This is a genomic window from Bacillus sp. FSL W7-1354 (assembly GCF_038002405.1).
GTDB lineage: Bacteria > Bacillota > Bacilli > Bacillales > Bacillaceae > Bacillus > Bacillus paralicheniformis.
In genome coordinates this window covers 3,420,903-3,440,184 of the sequence record NZ_JBBOCL010000001.1, presented here as the reverse complement: position 1 = coordinate 3,440,184, position 19,282 = coordinate 3,420,903, and the positions used below count along the sequence as shown (strand labels likewise).

General features: G+C 45.7%; 18 protein-coding genes and 2 tRNA genes. All 20 read right to left on the bottom strand.

Annotated features, from left to right (window positions below; all coding sequences use genetic code 11):
• Window positions 1-67: 67 nt before the first annotated feature.
• Window positions 68-607 (bottom strand): hypoxanthine phosphoribosyltransferase, encoded by a 540-nt coding sequence (gene hpt, locus MKZ04_RS17430; protein WP_003178236.1) that lies wholly within the window; start codon window positions 605-607, stop codon window positions 68-70.
• On the bottom strand, window positions 591-2,021 hold the full coding sequence (tilS, locus tag MKZ04_RS17425; RefSeq protein WP_341046493.1) for a tRNA lysidine(34) synthetase TilS: 1,431 nt from the start codon (window positions 2,019-2,021) through the stop codon (window positions 591-593). The genes hpt and tilS overlap by 17 nt, the downstream gene beginning before the upstream one ends.
• 102 nt (window positions 2,022-2,123) lie before the next feature.
• Entirely contained in the window at window positions 2,124-3,158 is a 1,035-nt protein-coding gene (locus MKZ04_RS17420) for a protein kinase domain-containing protein (RefSeq protein WP_341046492.1), read from the bottom strand.
• Window positions 3,127-3,864: a vWA domain-containing protein gene (locus MKZ04_RS17415; protein ID WP_023855976.1), complete on the bottom strand. Its 738-nt coding sequence runs from the start codon at window positions 3,862-3,864 to the stop codon at window positions 3,127-3,129. Before MKZ04_RS17415 ends, MKZ04_RS17420 begins: the two co-directional genes overlap by 32 nt.
• 76 nt (window positions 3,865-3,940) lie before the next feature.
• Complete coding sequence (spoIIE, locus tag MKZ04_RS17410) at window positions 3,941-6,430, bottom strand: stage II sporulation protein E (protein WP_145654493.1); 2,490 nt, start codon at window positions 6,428-6,430, stop codon at window positions 3,941-3,943.
• A 210-nt stretch (window positions 6,431-6,640) separates the two neighbouring features.
• Window positions 6,641-6,712 (bottom strand) — tRNA-Glu (locus MKZ04_RS17405).
• A gap of 10 nt (window positions 6,713-6,722) precedes the next feature.
• Window positions 6,723-6,796, bottom strand: a tRNA-Met gene (locus MKZ04_RS17400).
• Between the two features lie 150 nt (window positions 6,797-6,946).
• Window positions 6,947-7,345 carry a S1 domain-containing RNA-binding protein gene (locus MKZ04_RS17395; RefSeq protein WP_003178226.1) on the bottom strand — a complete coding sequence of 133 codons (399 nt, stop codon included), beginning with the start codon at window positions 7,343-7,345 and terminating at the stop codon, window positions 6,947-6,949.
• 79 nt (window positions 7,346-7,424) lie between these two features.
• Window positions 7,425-7,802 (bottom strand): FtsB family cell division protein, encoded by a 378-nt coding sequence (locus MKZ04_RS17390; protein ID WP_020449818.1) that lies wholly within the window; start codon window positions 7,800-7,802, stop codon window positions 7,425-7,427.
• 16 nt (window positions 7,803-7,818) lie between these two features.
• A complete protein-coding gene (gene yabQ, locus MKZ04_RS17385) occupies window positions 7,819-8,445 on the bottom strand; it encodes a spore cortex biosynthesis protein YabQ (RefSeq protein WP_020449817.1) in 627 nt (208 codons plus the stop codon).
• Entirely contained in the window at window positions 8,442-8,750 is a 309-nt protein-coding gene (yabP, locus tag MKZ04_RS17380) for a sporulation protein YabP (protein WP_011197470.1), read from the bottom strand. The genes yabQ and yabP overlap by 4 nt, the downstream gene beginning before the upstream one ends.
• Window positions 8,751-8,826: 76 nt before the next feature.
• A complete protein-coding gene (locus MKZ04_RS17375) occupies window positions 8,827-9,090 on the bottom strand; it encodes an RNA-binding S4 domain-containing protein (protein WP_003178218.1) in 264 nt (87 codons plus the stop codon).
• Between the two features lie 6 nt (window positions 9,091-9,096).
• Window positions 9,097-10,566, bottom strand: a complete 1,470-nt coding sequence (gene mazG, locus MKZ04_RS17370) for a nucleoside triphosphate pyrophosphohydrolase (RefSeq protein ID WP_020449815.1) — start codon at window positions 10,564-10,566, stop codon at window positions 9,097-9,099.
• Window positions 10,556-12,148: a putative polysaccharide biosynthesis protein gene (locus MKZ04_RS17365; RefSeq protein ID WP_341046488.1), complete on the bottom strand. Its 1,593-nt coding sequence runs from the start codon at window positions 12,146-12,148 to the stop codon at window positions 10,556-10,558. Before MKZ04_RS17365 ends, mazG begins: the two co-directional genes overlap by 11 nt.
• A gap of 224 nt (window positions 12,149-12,372) precedes the next feature.
• Window positions 12,373-12,909 (bottom strand): stage V sporulation protein T, encoded by a 537-nt coding sequence (spoVT, locus tag MKZ04_RS17360; protein ID WP_020449813.1) that lies wholly within the window; start codon window positions 12,907-12,909, stop codon window positions 12,373-12,375.
• Between the two features lie 137 nt (window positions 12,910-13,046).
• The gene (gene mfd / locus MKZ04_RS17355; protein WP_341046487.1) at window positions 13,047-16,580 is read right to left on the bottom strand and encodes a transcription-repair coupling factor; all 3,534 of its coding nucleotides are present in this window, start codon (window positions 16,578-16,580) and stop codon (window positions 13,047-13,049) included.
• A 64-nt stretch (window positions 16,581-16,644) separates the two neighbouring features.
• Complete coding sequence (locus MKZ04_RS17350) at window positions 16,645-16,875, bottom strand: anti-sigma-F factor Fin family protein (protein ID WP_003178210.1); 231 nt, start codon at window positions 16,873-16,875, stop codon at window positions 16,645-16,647.
• Window positions 16,876-16,931: 56 nt separating this feature from the next.
• Window positions 16,932-17,498: an aminoacyl-tRNA hydrolase gene (gene pth, locus MKZ04_RS17345; RefSeq protein ID WP_020449811.1), complete on the bottom strand. Its 567-nt coding sequence runs from the start codon at window positions 17,496-17,498 to the stop codon at window positions 16,932-16,934.
• A 116-nt stretch (window positions 17,499-17,614) separates the two neighbouring features.
• Entirely contained in the window at window positions 17,615-18,241 is a 627-nt protein-coding gene (locus tag MKZ04_RS17340) for a 50S ribosomal protein L25/general stress protein Ctc (protein WP_341046484.1), read from the bottom strand.
• A gap of 80 nt (window positions 18,242-18,321) precedes the next feature.
• Window positions 18,322-19,272, bottom strand: coding sequence for a ribose-phosphate diphosphokinase (locus tag MKZ04_RS17335; protein WP_020449809.1), 951 nt, complete (start codon window positions 19,270-19,272; stop codon window positions 18,322-18,324).
• Window positions 19,273-19,282: the final 10 nt, after the last annotated feature.

Below are 19,282 nucleotides of genomic sequence, written 5' to 3'. Positions count from 1 at the left end.
TATGTTCAATAGTATCATAGAAAATCGTTCCAATACAACAGATATCCCTTTCGCTAACAAGCCCGAATCAGCTCTCATAAACCGCAGGTTTCAGCACTCCGATGTACGGAAGGTTACGATAGCGTTCAGCATAATCGAGACCATATCCGACAACGAATGCATCGGGAACTTCAAAGCCGACGTAATCCGCTTTGATATCCGCTTTTCGTCCGCTTGGTTTATCAAGAAGGGTTACGATCTTAATCGATTTTGCTTTGCGGTATCGGAAAAGCTCTACAAGATAACTCAAGGTCAGCCCACTGTCGATGATATCCTCAATAATTAAGATGTCACGGCCCTCTACAGATGTGTCCAAATCTTTAATGATTTTTACCTCTCCGGAAGAAACCGTTGAACTGCCGTAGCTTGATACATCCATGAAATCCATTTCCAAATATGTATCAATATGCTTCAAAAGATCAGCCATAAACGGCATGGCTCCCTTTAACACACCGATTGCCAGCGGAAACTTGCCGCTGTACTCTTCTGTCAGAGTTGCGCCCAGCTCCTTGACTTTCTTTTGGATCTCTTCTTCTGAGATCAAGATATTTTCAATATCCTGTTTCATTCTTTGCTAGCCCCCTACACTTTTCATGCTGTCTATATTGTAATACAATGCGATCATTGTTTGTAACATCAAGTTCCTCAAAAATGGTTTTTTTCAGACCAGGTATCCAAATAATGTTTCCAACCGCGTCTGTTACAATGGGCCAGCTGTCTCTTTTCGCAAGAGGCACTTTTTCATCAATAAATATATCTTTAACCTTTTTTGAGCCGTTCATCCCTTTAAGTTTGATTCGGTCTCCGTTTTGCCTTGTCCGTACATAAAGGGGGAATTGAACCTGCTTGGGACTTGTTGCAAAAACATCGTTTCCTTGCAGCTTCCGGGTTGAACCGGGTCCGCTCACATGAAGGGAGGAGCCGTCGGGAAGCTTCAGTTCTTCTTCGTCTGCCCCGCTTATTTCATAATGATAGGAAACATTTTCACATTGTAAACGCTGAAATGTAAACAAACATGTATGATAAGATTTTGCAACTTTTAGCCCATTCGGAAAATCAAGGGAACCGGATGGTCCACCTTGTGAAATCCAATCCAGAAACACTTGAATATGATGGGCTGAAAACGCTGATGGAACGTTTTCATAAAGATAGTTTAATATTAGATGAACTCCCCTTCTTTGTAAAGGCATAGGGAGCGCAAGAAGCCGATCGATGCTGATTTCGACACCGGAACTTGACTTGCTTGTGATTACTGTATTCATTTTGTCTTTCGTTAATGCCTGTAAGTATAATTCGTCTTCTGTCAGGAATTCACTGACGGATTGAAACCTTTTATGGACATCTTCCGACTCTTTCTTCAGAAAAGGGAGAACATGGTGCCTGAACCGGTTCCTTGTGTAATCATCCTCACTGTTGCTCGGATCGGTTCTATACGGTATTCGATTCTCTTTGCAGTAAGCCAAAAGATCATCCTTTGACAGCTTTAGAAACGGCCTAAGCAGCCAGCCGCTGTCAAAACGGCGCTTTGGCTGAATTCCAGCAAGCCCGAGCCCGACAGTGCCTTTTGCCATCTTCATCAGCATCGTTTCCACCTGATCATCGCCATGATGAGCCAGAACCAGGTATTCAGCCCGGCGCCTTTTCATTAATTCTTGAAAAAACGCATACCGGCATTCTCTCGCAGCAGCCTGTTTATTCAGATTGTTTTCCGCGGCAAATGTCTGGACATCGATTTGCACCGCCTCGCATTGTATGCCTTCCGCCTCGCAGTAGTCCTGAACAAACCGCATATCATGCTCAGACTCTTCGCCTCTGAACATATGATCGACGTGTGCGGCAATCAGCGTCGCCGAGGCAGGAACCGTACGTTGCAGAGCATGCAGCAGCGCCATCGAATCAGGCCCGCCGGAGACGCCTGCAACCAGTGTCGCTCCATCAAATGACAGTTCGTATTTTCTCATGAAATCTTCAATACTTTTCACAATGTCCTCCCACTAAGAGCAGGGTGTATTTCAAAAGATATAAATATCCTAACACTTTCAATCGGTCCCTGCAAAGAAGAGCTATCCGCCGGCAAAGCAGAGCTAAATAAAAAAGAGAACGATATACGCAAAGTAAAGGGCAAGAACGCTTACGACGATCAGCAGCGTTTCAAAAACACCGCCGGATTTAGAACTGTTTCTTTGCTTTCTGCGCCCGCTTCTTAACATTTGCTGCTGAGGCGTCCCCCGCTTATGCCGCGGGCCTTGAGACGGGGCGGATGCCGATGAAGAACGGGCGGTTCTCGACTGGCGGATGCTTTGCATTCTGGCCGGCCGGCCGATTGCCAGGAGGTCTCCCTTCATTTCATCAGCTGTTCGATAGCTTCCTTTTAAAGCAGAAGCAAGAACCGGCTTATACCGCTTTAAAAACGACTGTCCGTCGATGACTGACATAAGCTGTTCCTGAGGTCTTGCTGTCTTTTTAAATTCTTTTTTCACCGCACAGTTCACCATAATCATGGCGACTGAAAACAGATCATACGAAGGCTCAGCCTTACGGGTTCCAAATTCCCAATAGCCTCTGTCAAAAAACTCTGTATATTCCTTGATTGCCCGGCCTTCTTTTGTCGTCCCGCCCACATCAATGCAGCGGATTTGCGGCGGCGGGCCCGTCACGATTAAATTCTCGGGCTTTAAATCTCCAAACACCCATCCTTCGCGATGAATGGCCGACAAACTTGAGAGAAGCTGGCTGATCAGCACCGGTATCCATTCCTCGCCTTTTTCGTTTACATATCTTAAAAGAAGCGGACCTTCAATATATTCCATGACATAAAATGAAAGTTTTTTGCCCGCACCCGCAACCATCATGTCATCCACATCAAAAAAAGAAGGCCCCATTGCTTTTGCCTGGGCCTTTGAGAAAGATTTCAGAACATTCACTTCCGAGGTAATGGACAGGCTGTCATCGCTCACTTTTAATGCAACGCGGCCCTTTCCCGAATCGGCCAGATACACAACGCCATTCGCCCCTTTTCCAAGCTGTCTGATGATCTTGTAGGAATGATTGTTCCACTTTCCAACAACGGCTGCACCCGGCTTTAGACTAGCCGCCAAACTCGTCGAAGCGTTTTTCATCGTCTTCTAACATTCTCCTTCTTGAGCCGATTTTGTTAAAATGCTGAATCGCCTCTCGTATTGCGGGTCCTGTCGGCGTAATGCCGCCGGCTGAAAGCTTGGAAAATATTGAAGAAAGAGATTCAAACTTCGGGGTCCAATCAAGCACAAGCTCGACCTCTTGTTTTTTCCCGGGAAATATAAGCATCGCAAATTCATTTTCGCCGATTCTTGAATTGAGACTGATGGAAAGGTCTATCAATGCTTCTTTAACAGTCGGCAGCTTCGGATTCATGCTCGCGCTTGTATCGACAAGAACCAATACATGAAGATGTACGGTCTCACCGAGCTCATCTACGACTTCCATAACTTCACCGCGTTTATCAGGAGGCAGTTCATCCATTTCGGTATGCTTGCCGAGAATTTGTTTGAGCTCACTATTGACAACGCCTTGAAGGGTTTGCGTCATCGCCTTTTTTGTCACCATTTGAACGGTCTGCGACAGCTGCGACGCGTAAACAACCTGGTGAACTCCCCCGCCTGCGAGGGCGATCCCTTCAACTTCTTTCATCGCCTCCTGATCCATTTCATGCTCGTCCATAATCCCAATCACATTCACGGTAATTCCCTGCTCCTTCGCAAAGGCGGCCATGGCCTGCGGGTCTTCGCCGCGGTTTGAACAGCCGTCCGTCAAAAGCAGGATTTGATTCAAGTGCCCCTTTTTCATCGTTTTTATTCCTCCTGGACAAAGATATCTTGATTTAGTTCCATCATCGCCAGAAGAAATTTGATTTATACGAAGGCTAAGAAATCTCTTGATTCTTTTGGAAAAAAGACGGCGCCGGAATGGAGGCCCACTTTGGCGTATTATGGTCCAGCTTGATAACAATCACCGTCATATCGTCCTCAATCAGACCCGACCTTGTCCGAATCACTTCTTCCATGATCAAGTCGGCGATTTCCTGCGGCTCCTCGGTTTTCAGAGATTTCAATTTGCGCTTCATCCACAGATCATGATTTTCAACATGTCTAGGCCCTTCAAAGATTCCGTCGCTCATCATAATCAAAAGGTCTCCCGCTTTTAATTGCTCGCTGACTACATCAACATCGAATTCTGTAATGATGCCGATCGGCAGATTGCTGGCCTGCACTTTGATAATCTGATCGCCTCTTTTAATAAAGCTCGGGGTGGAGCCGATTTTCAAAAACTTGCAGCTCGCATCCTGAAGATCGATGACCGATAAATCCAATGTCGAATATATTTCATCTGTCGTCCTTAATGAAAGAATGCTGTTGATCGTTTTAATCGCCACTTTTTCGTCGATGCCCGACTGAAGAATCTTTTCCAACAGCTTGATCGTCTCATTGCTTTCAAAATGGGCCCTTGCGCCATTTCCCATACCATCGCTGATGGCGGCCGCATATTTGCCGGTGCCGAGCTCCATCATATTGTAGCTGTCGCCGGAGACAAGCCCTCCTCCTTTTGCTGCATGTGCGGCTCCCGTCACCACCCTGTATGACTTCGCCGAACCGAAAGCAACATGACAATATCCATTCGGATGGCCGGCGCACTGTTCCGCTTTGACGATAATTTGTTCTTCCAAAATATCGGACAGCATCGGAGCGATGATTTTTTCACACTCCCCGTGGCCGTTGCAATACGGGATACTCATTTCGATATCGATATTTCCCTGCTCTAGGCTGTAAATTTCGACTTGTTGAATTTCAATGCCGAAATGCTGCAGCGCATCCCGAATTTGTTCTTCTTGAATAAAATGCTGCTCCCTCTCCCTTTTTATTTCCCGAGAAAAGTCCGCCATGACCTGAGAAACCCCGAGCAGCTGCTCTGCGACGAGACGCCTGCTGTCATGCACCTTTTGTTTTAATGTCTGGTTTGCCCTAAAATGAGACAGCTCGTCTTCCATCAGCGCTTCTACTTGCTTTGATTTGGAGCAGTGCTGATGAAACTCCTTTTTCAGCTTGCGGTTTTTAAAATATTGCTTTTCTTCTGTTTCCTGCATAACTCGTTTCATCAAGTCATATGTTTTATCAAAGTTCTGAACCCAGCACTTGTTTTTTTTATAACAGGACTGGCAGGAGTGTTCTGTTACAGTGCTCAAAAACAGATCGATCTCTTTTTCTTTTCCTCCATCATCCGGAACCGAATGATAAAAGGTAGCGAAGCTTTCGGATAATGCGTGAAAAACACTCGAAAACTGATCGACCTTCTGCGCGGTGACATCGCGGATTTTTCTTGCATATTGCTGCTGTTCCTGAGCGTGTTCAGTCGTTCCCGGTATATACTTAGCCACTTTTTTCGTAATCGACTGAGGGGTTAAAAGGAACAGACCGATTGCAATCAGTGATTCATAAAGCGTCGGCACAAGTTCAGCTGAACCTTCTCCGTACAGAGAAATCAATAGAGATCCGATCAATAAGCCGACCGCTGCACCGAACTTTTTTCCTTCTTTTAACAAACCGCCGAGAAGGCCTGAAAAAGCCAGCAGGCTCATCTGATATAAATTGCCGATATTTGAAAGGCTGAGGATCAGCCCCGTCACAACCCCGACTGTACAGCCGATGCTCGCGCCCCCGATGAACGCGAAAGCGAGCACGACATAACGGGCCAATATCAGTTCAGCCTGCATGCCTTGAAAAGAAACGCCTGTCAAACCTGTGAGAACAGAAGCGATTAAAATCATAAAACAAATGATCTCTTCAATTTTCAGCGACTGTTTCGCCCGCTTTGATGTAACAATCGGCAGGCTTTGCAAAAAAATCAGTGTGAGGATAAACGATAACCCGGCTTCAACAAAAGCCATAATATAGTGATAACCCGAAACCGTTCCGTATTCGGCATATACGAATCCGCATCTTGTCACAGCCATCGCTAAAAAGACGACGACAGGCAGCGTTCTGACGCGGTCTTTTATAATAAGAGACGTCATTTTGGAACATATCGCAAATGCAAACAGAGCCGCAAGCACGAACAGCGAATGCTGAGGCGATATGCTCAGAGCCCCGGCAAGAAGTGCCAGGCATGCAAGAAAAGCTTTATCTTTTTTAATTAAAAGCATCGCTCCGAAAAATGGAAGAGCAAAGGGAATGACCTCTGACAGAATGAAGGCTCGTCCCAATAAAAAACCGATGATCATATAGATCAGCCCTTTATAAAAAAAGAGGGAATATAAATGCTGCATTACAAGCTTCGTCTTGCTGCCAATCCATGAATACAATTTTTGAACAACAGGTCCAGCTATTGGGCTGTTCACTCTTCTTTCCGCTTTTTCCATGCTCTCATCTCCCACTCGTTTATTCGTTGCTTGCCATTATAACGAAAGATGAAATAGGATTTTGTCAAAAGAAGGTAATGAATTCAAAGAACTGTTCGACGCTTTTTGTAGCATGCTTCAATCACTCTTGATAAGTCGAGTCCATTCCCGTTATTTTGCGTATTTTTATGCAGCAAAAAAACCGGCTTCAGAAGAAGCCGGTTTCCGGAATGACCCGTACGGGATTCGAACCCGTGTTACCGCCGTGAAAGGGCGGTGTCTTAACCACTTGACCAACGGGCCTTCATATAAGTAGCGGCGGAGGGGATCGAACCCCCGACCTCACGGGTATGAACCGTACGCTCTAGCCAGCTGAGCTACACCGCCATGTTGTTGATTTCTTTTAACGCACAAGTTCTATAATACAAAGGATTGTCCTATCCGTCAATAGAAATTTTAATAAAAATTTTATAAGACAATAAAAAGGCATCCGTTGGGATAAGACGAATGCCTTTCGTATATATAGAAAGCAGCAAGTTAACCTCTTCTTGCTCCGCGCCCTCCACGTTTTGATTCCGTGTTGCGTTTTAGAGACGATAAGCGATCTTCACTGTCTTTTAAAAACTTATTCATTTTCTGTTCAAACGTTTCTTTAGAGCGGAAATCATTTTTAGGTCTCGCAGGTCTTGATGATTGAGGACGGTCTACAGCCTTTTTGATCGACAAGCCGATTTTCCCATCTTTCTCAACATTGATGACTTTAACTTCTACTTGATCACCAACCTTCAGATGATCATTAATGTCCTTCACGTAGTTATCGGCTACTTCGCTAATATGAACAAGACCTGTTGATCCTCCAGGCAGTTCAACAAACGCTCCGAAATTTGTAATACCTGTTACTTTCCCTTGCAACTTGCTGCCAACTTCAATCGACATAAAAAAAGTGCTCCTCCTTAGACTTAAAAAAGATCATTTGTTTAATTATACATAAAGAAAAAAATAAGTGTCAACAAGGCTACTTGCTCTTATCTTCAAACTTGAAGATGATTTCGCCATCTTTTGAGAGGTAATAATCCTTTCTGGCAAGCTCTGCAACGTAGTCCTCATCCTTTAATTTCACAATCTCATCTTTCAAATCCGATTTTTTTGCTTCCAGTTGTTCCAATTGTTTCAAAAGGTCTTCTTTCTTCTCTTGCTTCGCGCTGATATCCGAAGTCTGCGACCAAAGAGAACTGACAATCACAATCGCCGACAGCAGCACAACGGCGCCGAAAACCATCAACCGTCTGTATAGACCGCGTCTTTTTCTTTTCAGCTGCTGCTGTTTTCGCTCCATCTGCTCTTTGTATTCGTTCTGTATTTGCGATATGTTGCGTCTCATGGGATCATTCATTCCAGACGGCCTCCCCTCATTTTTTTAAAAGTTTTGCCTTAATTGTTATGAATAGTTTCTTCCCCTTTTCGAAAAATCCTGCTCCTTTTTGCAAAAAGCGTCTCAACAATCCCCGAACCGGGGCGGGAAGAAGCCTGCAGCATTGATATAGTATAAAATAAATCGGATATCCTGCAAATTTTAATATCTTATATAAACATACCGCAAAAAAACGAAAAAGAACATAGATATTTCTCATTGTAAAGAGAATGATGGCAAAAATAGCTTGAAACGTCCATACAACAGGCCGAAACACCATCATCTGCATCATCTTTGAGACCAGCCTGGAGATGAATATGAAAAAGGAAATCATCCATTCCAAAAGCTTGATATAGATCTGCTTAAAAAGGCTTTGATAAGCGGCAAATCCAAGCATGACCGCCAGAAAGATATAAATTCGGAATTCCCCTTCATTCACGCTCAGCAAAACATAGAAAAAAAGGAGACCTTGTACCACCCAAAACAAAAAGTCATGGAGAAACAACAGCCACCTTGCTGTTTTTGAGCGAACGACAAAACGGGTGTAGGTGTCAAGGGAAGCGCCAAGCCATGCCCCCATTCCGGCCATGGCCAGCATCGTATAGAACTGAGTGGTCAGCGTCATTTAAACAACTTGCTAAAAAATCCTTTAGCTTTCTCCCCCTGCTGCTCATCCAAATAGACGAGATCAAGCACTCTTCCCTTGATGGAGACAACGCCTTTTTCCACATCGAGATTCTTCATCTGCAGGTTTTCGCCTCTGACTGCCAGCATGCCCATGACCGTCTCAAGTAAGAATTCCTCATTGTCAAAGCTCTCGACCTGTTTGACACCGGATATATCCAGCAGCTTGCGGCCCTTCATCGTCACATTATGTTCAGGACCAGATGCCCCGCCGGAAGGGTTGTGCTGATCATAATATACATTCATCGATTCATCCCCCATATCCTCATACTAAAGATTCGATACTGCATTGTATGAGACGGGGGATTTTTTTAGAACAAGCCTATTCTCCTCCCAGCTTCTCTTCTTTGAGAACGGTATACATATCAGCGGCTTCTTCTTTTTTTGTCGTATCCTTCAATTCATTGACTTTGACGGTTACAAGCTTTTGGCCAAAACGCACCGCAAGCTCGTCTCCCGCTTTGACAACAGAGCTTGCTTTCGCCTGCTGGCCATTGATCGAAATTCTTCCCTGGTCAGCCACTTCTTTTGCAAGCGTCCGTCTTTTAATCAGCCTTGATACTTTGAGAAATTTGTCGAGTCTCATCACTTGTCAGCTCCTTTCAATGTCTTTCGCTTCATTCCACAATTCGTCCATTTCTTCAAGCGTCATACTTTCCAGATCCTTGCCCATGCGCTTTGCAGATTGTTCAATATGCGTGAACCTTCTGTAAAACTTGGCATTTGTCATCGCAAGGGCTTCTTCCGGTTCAATTTTATAAAACCGGCCGATGTTGACGAGAGCGAATAAAAGGTCGCCGAACTCTTCTTTCATTTTTTTGCTGGACTGTTCGGCTTCGGAAATTTCTGAAGAAAATTCTTTCATTTCCTCGTGAACTTTATCCCAAATATCCTGGACATTCGACCAGTCGAATCCGGTCTTTGCCGCCTTTTTCTGAAGCTTGTTCGCTTTTGACAAAGCAGGCAGCGGCTTTGGAATGTCGTCGAGAAGGGATGGATCGTCCGCTTGTTTCTCCTGTTTCTTGATCTCTTCCCAGTTTACCATGACGTCGGCCTCATCACGAACAGATACTTCTCCGAAGACATGCGGATGCCTTCTGATCATTTTTGCCGTAATGCCGCGAATCACATCGTCAATTGTAAAAAGACCGTCATCCTCGCCGATCTGCGCATGCAGCAGAACTTGGAGCATCACATCGCCGAGCTCCTCAACAAGGTGGTCGGGATCTTCTTCATCAATCGCCTCGAGCACCTCATAGCATTCTTCAATTAAGTATTTTTTGAGCGATTCATGGGTTTGTTTCCGATCCCACGGGCAGCCGTCCGGTCCGCGCAGCTTCCTGATGACGCTGCGGAACATCGAAAATTCCTGGTACAGAACCTCCTCGTCTTTGACCGGCGGAACGTAGACGCTCGTTAAATTATTGATACCGACACTTCTGTCCAATTCGTAAAGAGGCACTGTCCGAATGTCTTGCATACTGCTTCCGGCCGCTGTGACAATGACGACTTCATAGTCATCAGGGAGCTTTTCCATCAACGTCAGTTTGACCTCTGATGCCGTCATTTGATCATATACCTGGCAAATAATCAAATGATGACGGAGCTCGACTTCGTCAGCGGAAAACCGGACGGCGTCGACAAACTGAAACCCGTCAATCGGATCGATCTGCAAAGCATTTAATGTCGCATCAATAAAGCTGTGGCCTCCCTCGACAACGACATCGGCCTGATGAGCGCCCCGCCTCTCAAGCAAAAGCTGAACCGTTTTTTCAGCGACGAACGGATGGCCCGGAACGGCATAGAGCACATCGCGCTGCTTCGCCTCCTCAAACAGCCGCTCTACGATCTCCTCGTAAACATCTTCGAATTGATCATGCTTTTCATAGACCTCATCAAAAAAATGAATCTCAGCTATTTCTTTTTTCAGGTCTTCTATTAACGGATGGTCTTTCGTCCTGACATAAAGAACCTCCGCTTGTGTGAGCCGTTTATACACACCGAGGGTTAATTGATTCATATCGCCTGCCCCCAGGCCGACTACCGTGATTTTACCGGCCATGTCTGCCGCCCCTTTCTCGTTTTATTGTCAGGAGCTTGCTGCCAAAAGGTACAAGCTCAAGTTCTTTTTCTGAAAACACGCGTAATGTGAAGATACCGGACAAAAAGACAATGCCGCCGACGAATACGGCGCTAAGACTTTCCGCCGCCGCGATCCATCTGTTTTCATGAGGTATGGCCGCTTCAAAAGCAAAAAGCCACACCGCCAGAGCGGCCGACATGATCACAGCCGACAGCAAAACTCCCGCTATCCTGTATTCCGGCAACTTGATCCAGCCTTTCCTTTTCAGCTGAAAAAAATTGAGTCCAGCGACAGCAGCGAATGACATCATAGTCGCAAAAGCGGCGCCGGAAATGCCGAAACCGGGGATCAGGAACTCGTTCAATACGGCTTTCACAAAAAAGCCGCAGCAGACGGAAACAGCTGGAAGACATGTATTGCCGAGTCCTTGCAAAACAGCAGTCATCGTGATCGCCAACGATGCAAACAGAATCGACACGCTGAAAATCTGCAGCGCAGCCGTTCCATCGCTGTTCTTAAACAGCATGACATTCACCGGCTCCAAAATGCATATCAGACCGGCGGCTGCTCCAGTGCCGATGACGAAGCTCATTTTTAGCGAATAACGGATCTTTTCCTCCAGAACCGCCGTTTCTCCATTTTTCTTCGCTTTTGTAAGGGACGGGACAAGAGCTGTCGCAATGCTCGCAGCAAAAACGGTTCCAAGCTGCAATAGCGGCTGTCCTCTGTCATACACCCCTTTTGTATGTTTCGCCTGAAGTTCGTCCATTCCTTGTCCGGCCAGCAATGAATACAAGTTCAATGCGTCGACGAGCTGGATGAGAATCAGCATGAGGCCGGCCGTGCAAATCGTAACCGAGTACAGACACAGCTGCTTCAAAATATCGCCTGTACCGGCCTCTATCCCGGCGGCAGCGGGTTGCTTTTCACGCTTGGCCCAAAACACGGCGAGAATGAAAAACGCCGCAAGGCCGCCGACAAGGGAGCCAAAGGCAGCCCCTGCCCCGGCGTCATATAAGGAAAAGCCGTTTTTGACGAGCCACCACGTCAAAATGAGGATCGCCCCGACCCGGAGTGTCTGCTCTCCAATTTGAGAAAGTGCCGTCGGAAGCATCCGTTCGCCTCCTTGAAAATAGCCTCTAAGCAAAGACACGAGCGGCAGCAGCAAATAAGAAAACGACACGGCGCGGATCACCCCGGCAAGGGCGGGATCACCCATAAACCCTGCGATGGCTTCGGCTCCGGCAAACAAGAGAAGAAAAAAGCCAAGGCCCACGACCGACAAAAAAAACATAGACACCCGGAGAATTTTTGCCCGGTTTGCCGTCCCGTAATCATTCAACAACTTTGAAATGATGACCGGGAACCCGGAGGTGGCAAGCATCACAGATATTCCGATCATCGGATACACCTGCTGAAAAATATAAAAACCGACATCTCCAACTATATTTTGAAAAGGCACTCTATATACAGCGCTTAATATCTTTGATAATATCCCCGCCAATGATAAAACAAAGGCGCCTTGCCAAATCCATTGTCTTTGGCCTTTTAAAAACCCCATTCCTTTAAGCTCCTTCCAATGCGCTTTCTCTCAGCTTTCTAAAAAGCGCACGAAACGTGCTTATTATACCATATTCAAGACTCATACCCCGCCTGCAACTGTGAACTAAAAAAGAACAGCCCAAAAGGTGCTGTTCCAACTGCTGATGCTGATTCAAGCTGAGAAAAACGCTTTCGGCATTCCAGCTCGTTCGAGCAGGAATGTCAAAATAAAAGGAATGAGACCTATTGTTCCATTTGACGGGCCAAAAAACCAGCGGCGGTTTCAACCGCTTTATGTTCCACTTCTCCGATTGACTGGTCTTTCGAAAAAATGACAACCGCTCCGATCGGATCGCCGTTTGCAACAATCGGACCGACGGTATAAGAAGCAACCTCTTCGTCAATACCATCAATAAGCTGAATTGTCTTGGCGTCTCCTTCCAAAACAGAATTTCGCTGATCCATCGCCTTTTCGACCATGTCGCTGATTGATTTGTTTAAATAGTCTTTTTTAGACCCCCCGGATACTGCGATATACACATCCCGGTCGCAAATCAGCACGGAATGGCCCATGCTGTCATAAAGCGCATCAGCATACTCCTTTGCAAAGTCACCGAGCTCGCTGATCGGAGAATATTTTTTTAAAATAACCTCCCCATCCCGGTCCACAAATATTTCCAAAGGGTCTCCTTCACGAATGCGCAAAGTTCTGCGGATTTCCTTCGGGATCACGACCCGGCCTAAATCATCAATTCGACGTACGATACCAGTTGCTTTCATCTCTGCTGCCTCTCTTTCATTTGATGATATATCTGGTGGATATAAACAGAGCTGTGTACTTATGTAACACTCTCCACTCTTGATTGGTTTTAGTATCCTTCACATCAAATGTAATATACGCGAGAAACAACAAATTTTTATGATGAAGCGATCGTTTGCTTTTTAACGTTTTGAAGGCCTTTCAATATTTCGAGAAGCGTTTCCAGCCACTCTTCCGGATTTCGGTTTTTCACTTGAATCGAAATTTTCAATTTCTTTCCTTCCATCCCGAGGCCGATCTGTCTGCCGTACTTACTGCCGAGTTCAAACAGTTTTTGGCCGTCTATTTCGGCACTAGCTTTTTCGTCAATCGTCAGTCTGACGGCGTCTTTATCCTGCTTGATCAGCTCGACGCGTTCGGTGATGGCATATACCTTCGCCTCTGCGATGGCGAATAAATATTCGACTTCTTTCGGGTATTCGCCGAAGCGGTCGATCATCTCGTCTTGAAGCTCGCTCTTTTCTTCAATGGTTGAAATCGCTCTGAAACGTTTATACATATCTATTTTTTGCTTGCCGTCTGTCACATAAGTCTGCGGAATATATGCGTCAAGCTCCAAATCGATTTCCGGTTCAAATTTTTCAGCTTGCGGTACATCTCCCTTGCGAGCTTCTATTGCTTCCTTGAGCATTTGCGAATATAAATCAAAACCGACAGAATCAATGAACCCGTGCTGCTGCGCACCTAAAAGGTTTCCGGCGCCGCGGATCGTCAAATCGCGCATCGCGATTTTAAATCCTGACCCGAGTTCTGTAAATTCTTTAATCGCCTGAAGCCTTTTTTCGGCCACTTCCGTAAGGACTTTGTCCTTCCGGTACGTAAAGTAAGCGTAAGCTACACGGTTTGAGCGCCCGACACGGCCCCTCAGCTGGTACAGCTGGGAAAGCCCCATCTTATCTGCGTCAAATACAATTAGGGTATTGACGTTTGGAATATCAACGCCCGTTTCAATAATCGTTGTGCTGACGAGCACATCCGATTCTCCCTCTAAGAAATTCAGCATGACCGATTCGAGTTCGTTTTCTGTCATCTTCCCATGGGCATACGTCACCTTGGCATCAGGCACAAGCATCGAGATTTCTTCCGCTTTTCTTTCAATATCCTCCACCCGGTTGTACAAGAAGTAAACCTGACCGCCCCTGGCCAGCTCGCGTTCTATCGCTTCTCTGACTAGGGCCCCGTTGTATTCGACAACGTACGTCTGTACAGGGAAGCGGTTTTCCGGAGGCGTTTCAATGACTGACAAATCTCTGACACCGAGCATGGACATATGAAGGGTTCGAGGTATCGGAGTTGCCGTTAACGTCAAAACGTCGACATTCGCTTTAATGCGTTTAATTTTTTCCTTATGCGTGACACCAAACCTTTGTTCTTCATCGATGATAAGCAGTCCAAGATCTTTGTACACGACATCCTTGGACAACAGCCTGTGAGTGCCGATTACGATGTCAATCGTTCCGTTTTTTAAGCCCTTGATCGTTTCATTTGCTTCTTTTCTCGTCCGGAACCGGCTGAGCAAACCGATATTAATCGGGTAGTCCTGGAAACGTTCCAATATCGTTTCATAGTGCTGCTGTGCGAGGATCGTAGTCGGCACGAGGATCGCGACCTGTTTTCCGTCTGCAATCGCTTTAAAGGCGGCGCGGATCGCCACTTCCGTTTTGCCGTAGCCCACATCGCCGCAAAGGAGCCGATCCATCGGTCTTTCTTTTTCCATGTCTCTTTTAATCTCATGGATCGATCTCAGCTGGTCCTCTGTCTCCTGATAAGGAAATGCGGCTTCAAACTCACGCTGCATTTCATGGTCGGGAGAAAACGCGTAACCTTTGCTTGCTTCCCTTTCGGCATAAAGCTTGATCAAGTCATCGGCGATATCCTGGACAGAGCTTTCAACCTTTTTCTTAACCCGTTTCCATTCGCTTCCCCCGAGTTTATAAAGCTTCGGCTCTTTGCCTTCGGAACCGACGTATTTTTGCACCTGATCAATTTGGTCAACCGGTACGTAAAGCTTGTCGCTTCCCTGGTAGTGAATATTCAGGTAATCCTTATGAATGCCGTTGATCTCCAGCGTTTCAATCCCTAAATACTTTCCGATACCGTGGTTCACATGGACGACATAATCGCCGATCTGAAGCTCCGAGTAGCTTTTGATCCGTTCGGCATTGGTCAGTTTTTGTTTGCGCGCCTGCTTTTTGACACGCTTTTTAAACAGTTCTTCTTCGGTAATGACGGCCAGCTTGATCATCGGAAGTTCAAAGCCGGATTGAAGACCGCCTTCCATAATGTAAATCTGGCCTTGGGCAAGCGCTGCATCCTGGTCGGCCTGGGCGGCTTCGATCTCATAATCGGACAATACAGACGCAAGTTTTTCGACGCGTTCTTTGCTGTCCCCTAGAAAAACCGTTGTATATTTCGATTTCTTAAACCGTTCAATCTCATTTTTGAGCACATTCATTTGTCCGTGAAAGCTCTGCATTTGCTTGCTTGAAACATTGACGATGTTTTGCGGACTGGTGTGCTGCACATGCCTTAAAAACAGCGAGTAATACAAAATCGGGCGGGACTGTTTTGAAATGAGGCTGTGAAAAGGAAATGACATTGCTGTATCATGAAGGATTTTCCCTTCTTCCAGCAGGCTCGTAATCCATTCTGCCTCTTCCTTTTGAAGCTGGTCTTCCATTTCATGAATACGGCTGATCTCATCTAGTATCAGCAAAGTATTTTTCGGGAAATAATCTAGTAAACTAGCAGGCCTCTCATAGAAATAAGAAAGGTATTTAACCATTTCCTGGCCGATATGACCTTCCTTGAGCCGCTCTTTATCTTCCGCGATATTTTGATCGAGAATTTCCTTTTGTTTATCAAGCTTCAGCTTTTTAAGACTGTTGGCAAGACCTTTATCGATTTGTTCAAGCGCTCTTTGCCGATCTTCATCCCGCACGATCAGTTCCTTCGCAGGGCCGATCGTTATTTCATCGCGCGTTTCCAGTGAGCGCTGATCATCCGTATTGAATATACGAATCGAGTCAACTTCTGTATCAAACAATTCAATCCGGACAGGGTTTTCTTCGGTCAATGAATAGACATCGATAATCCCCCCGCGAATACTGAATTCGCCTGGAGCCGCCACCATATCCGTACGCTCATACCCCATTTGAACAAGCTTCTGAAGCAGCTGTTCCGGGTCGATGTCGCGCCCCGTCTCAATGCGAATCTGACTGTTTTGCCATACTTCGACAGGGGGCAGCATTCTTCTGACGGCTGCTGCCGGAGCAATAACGATAGGCGTTTCACCGCTTGCAAGCCGATTTAAGACATCAAGCCTTTGCGAGCGCAGCTCAGGGCTTGCCACCGCAATTTCAGAAGAAATCAATTCGTTGACAGGAGATAAAAGGACAGGCTGATCTTTTATCAGCCCTGTCAAGTCATCTGTAATTTTTTGAGCCTGATAAAGGTTATGCGTAATTAAAAATACCGGCCGTCTCGTTTCTTTTGTAAGAGCGGCTGTAAATAACGACCGGGCAGATCCGGAGAGCCCCGCAAGCAGCTGTTCCTTCAGCCCTTCGTTCAAGCCGTTGACGATGGATTTAAAATCATCGCTTTTTGTGATATAGGATTGAATATTGTTCAAATGAGCCCCTCCTCTCTTCCTCAAATAGAAAAATGCTTTGGTCTAGTCTCTACACCAAAGCTATTTATTGAATAAACGAATGATATTGGTGATAATCCGGGTTTCGCTCAAGCGCTTCTTGACAATCTTCACATATCGTCTTCACGTGTAAATCCCCATTATCCATATAAGAAATCATATCGTTTCTTTCATCGTTTGTTAAGTGGTTAAAGCCTAACTGTTCACTGTTTACATAAGAATGATCAAGACTTCCGACTTTAACGCCGCAATGCCGGCAATAATAATGTAAAGCCATAAAGGAACCTCCATACCGAGTCTTTTTAAAACTAGTATGTTCCGTTCCCTTCTGCCTTATACCTTAGCATTAAATTCATTCATGACTTCTAAAAAAGGTTTTTCCAGAGAAGCTTCACAGGCCTTGGCCGATTGTCTGACGGCCTCTTGTATCACCGGCTCTTCTTCATCTGTAAAAGCGCCAAGCACATAATCGACGATTTTCATGCCGTTGACCGGACGGCCGATTCCGATTCTGATCCGGTTAAACTCAGTTGTTCCCAGATGCTGAATCATCGATTTGATGCCGTTATGGCCTCCTGCGCTTCCTTTCGTCCTCAGACGGATTCTTCCGGTCGGAAGATCCAAGTCATCGTAAATCACTTTCAAATTGTCAACAGGGATCTCATAATAGTCCAAAAGCGGCCTCAAACATTCTCCCGATAAATTCATATATGTAAGCGGCTTAACAAGTAGAACCTTTTTGCCGGAAACAAATCCGATTCCGTATTGACCGTTGAACTTTGTTTTATCAAGCGGAATGTTCCACTCTTTTGAAAGCTCATCGATCGTCATAAATCCTACATTATGTCTCGTATTTTCATATGTTTTACCCGGATTGCCCAATCCTGCAAACACAAGCATTATTCTATATCCTCCCTTAAGCAAAACCCTGCCTCAGCATACTGAGGGGGAGCATCCTAATTTCCCCTCATTCTAGCACAAAAGACGTAACCGCGGGAGGATTACGTCTTACGTACTTATTCTTCTTTTTCCTCTTCAGTGCCTTTTTCTGGTTCCTCAACGTCTTGAGCGGCTGATTCGGCTTCCGTTTCTTCCTGCTTTTGAGGAGGAAGAATGGATGCAACAACTTCATCAGGCTCATGGTTGTATGAATAATCGCCTTTAGACGGAATATCGCCGACGGTTAGAACATCGTTGACTTCGAGACTGGAAATATCGACCTCGATCGTTTGCGGAATGTTCTTCGGCTTCGCTGTGACAGACAGCTCGTAAAGCGGCTGCTGAAGAACACCGCCCTGTTTAATCCCCTCTGCTTCACCCGTAAGGTTTACAGGAACCGTCGCCTCCATTTCCGCTTCCATATCAACCACTTTAAAATCGGCATGTACAACTGAATCTTTTAATGGATCCGTCTGCAGCTCAGTCACCATAACAGAGTGCTGGTCTCCGTTTATATCCAAGTTGATAATCGTATTTTTGCCCTCAGCTCGCAAAATTTTTAAAAGCTCAATACTGTCTAACGCAACGGATTTGTTTTCCAGGTTTCTTCCGTAAATGACACCCGGCACATACCCGGATTGCCGGATCTTTCTTAAAGAAGACCGTCTGGAATCCGTTCTTTCTTCCGCTTTTAAAATTGCCATGTTCAGCACCATCCTATCGTTAGATTGGTCTTTCTAAAACCATACCCATAACGACAAAACTTTAAACCAGAATCAGCAAATTAATCGAACAGGAAGCTGACAGATTGTTTTTCATGCACACGAATAATCGCTTCTGCCAGAAGCGGTGCAACAGAAAGCTGCTTGAACTTCGCGATTTTCTTTTCTTCAGGAAGCTCAATGCTGTTGGTCACAACGAGCTCTTTAATTTTCGAATTGTCGATTCTTTCGATCGCCGGACCGGAAAGAACCGGATGTGTACAGCATGCATACACTTCCTCTGCGCCGCTTTCGACGAGCGCATTAGCCGCAAGCGTAATCGTTCCTGCCGTATCAATAATATCATCAATTAAAATGGCTGTTTTCCCTTCAATATGTCCGATGATATTCATAACCTCGGCTACATTCGGCTTAGGTCGGCGTTTATCGATAATCGCAATCGGCGCTTTCAAGCGGTCCGCCAATTTGCGGGCACGCGTCACACCGCCGTGGTCAGGGGACACGATCACGACATCCTTGAAATTTTTCTCTTCAAAATAATTACCTAAAATCGGAACACCCATTAAATGATCGATCGGTATATCAAAGAAACCTTGGATTTGCGGCGCGTGAAGATCAAGTGCAATCACACGGGTAGCTCCGGCGGTTTCGAGCAGGTTTGCCACCAGTTTGGCTGTGATCGGCTCACGGGAACGGGCTTTACGGTCCTGACGGGCATAGCCGTAGTAAGGCATCACGATATTAATCGTTTTCGCCGATGCGCGTTTCAGCGCATCTACCATAATCAAAAGCTCCATAATATGCTCGTTCACCGGTGCGCTTGTCGATTGGATGACATAGCAGTCGCAGCCGCGGATGCTTTCTTCAATATTAATTTGAACCTCACCGTCGCTAAAGCGTTTAACAGAACTCTTTCCCAGCTCAACTCCGACGATATCTGCGATTTCCTTCGCAAGACCCGGATTTGAGTTTAAAGAAAAAATCTTCAAATTGTCGTCTTCATATTTAGACATGGTAAACCTC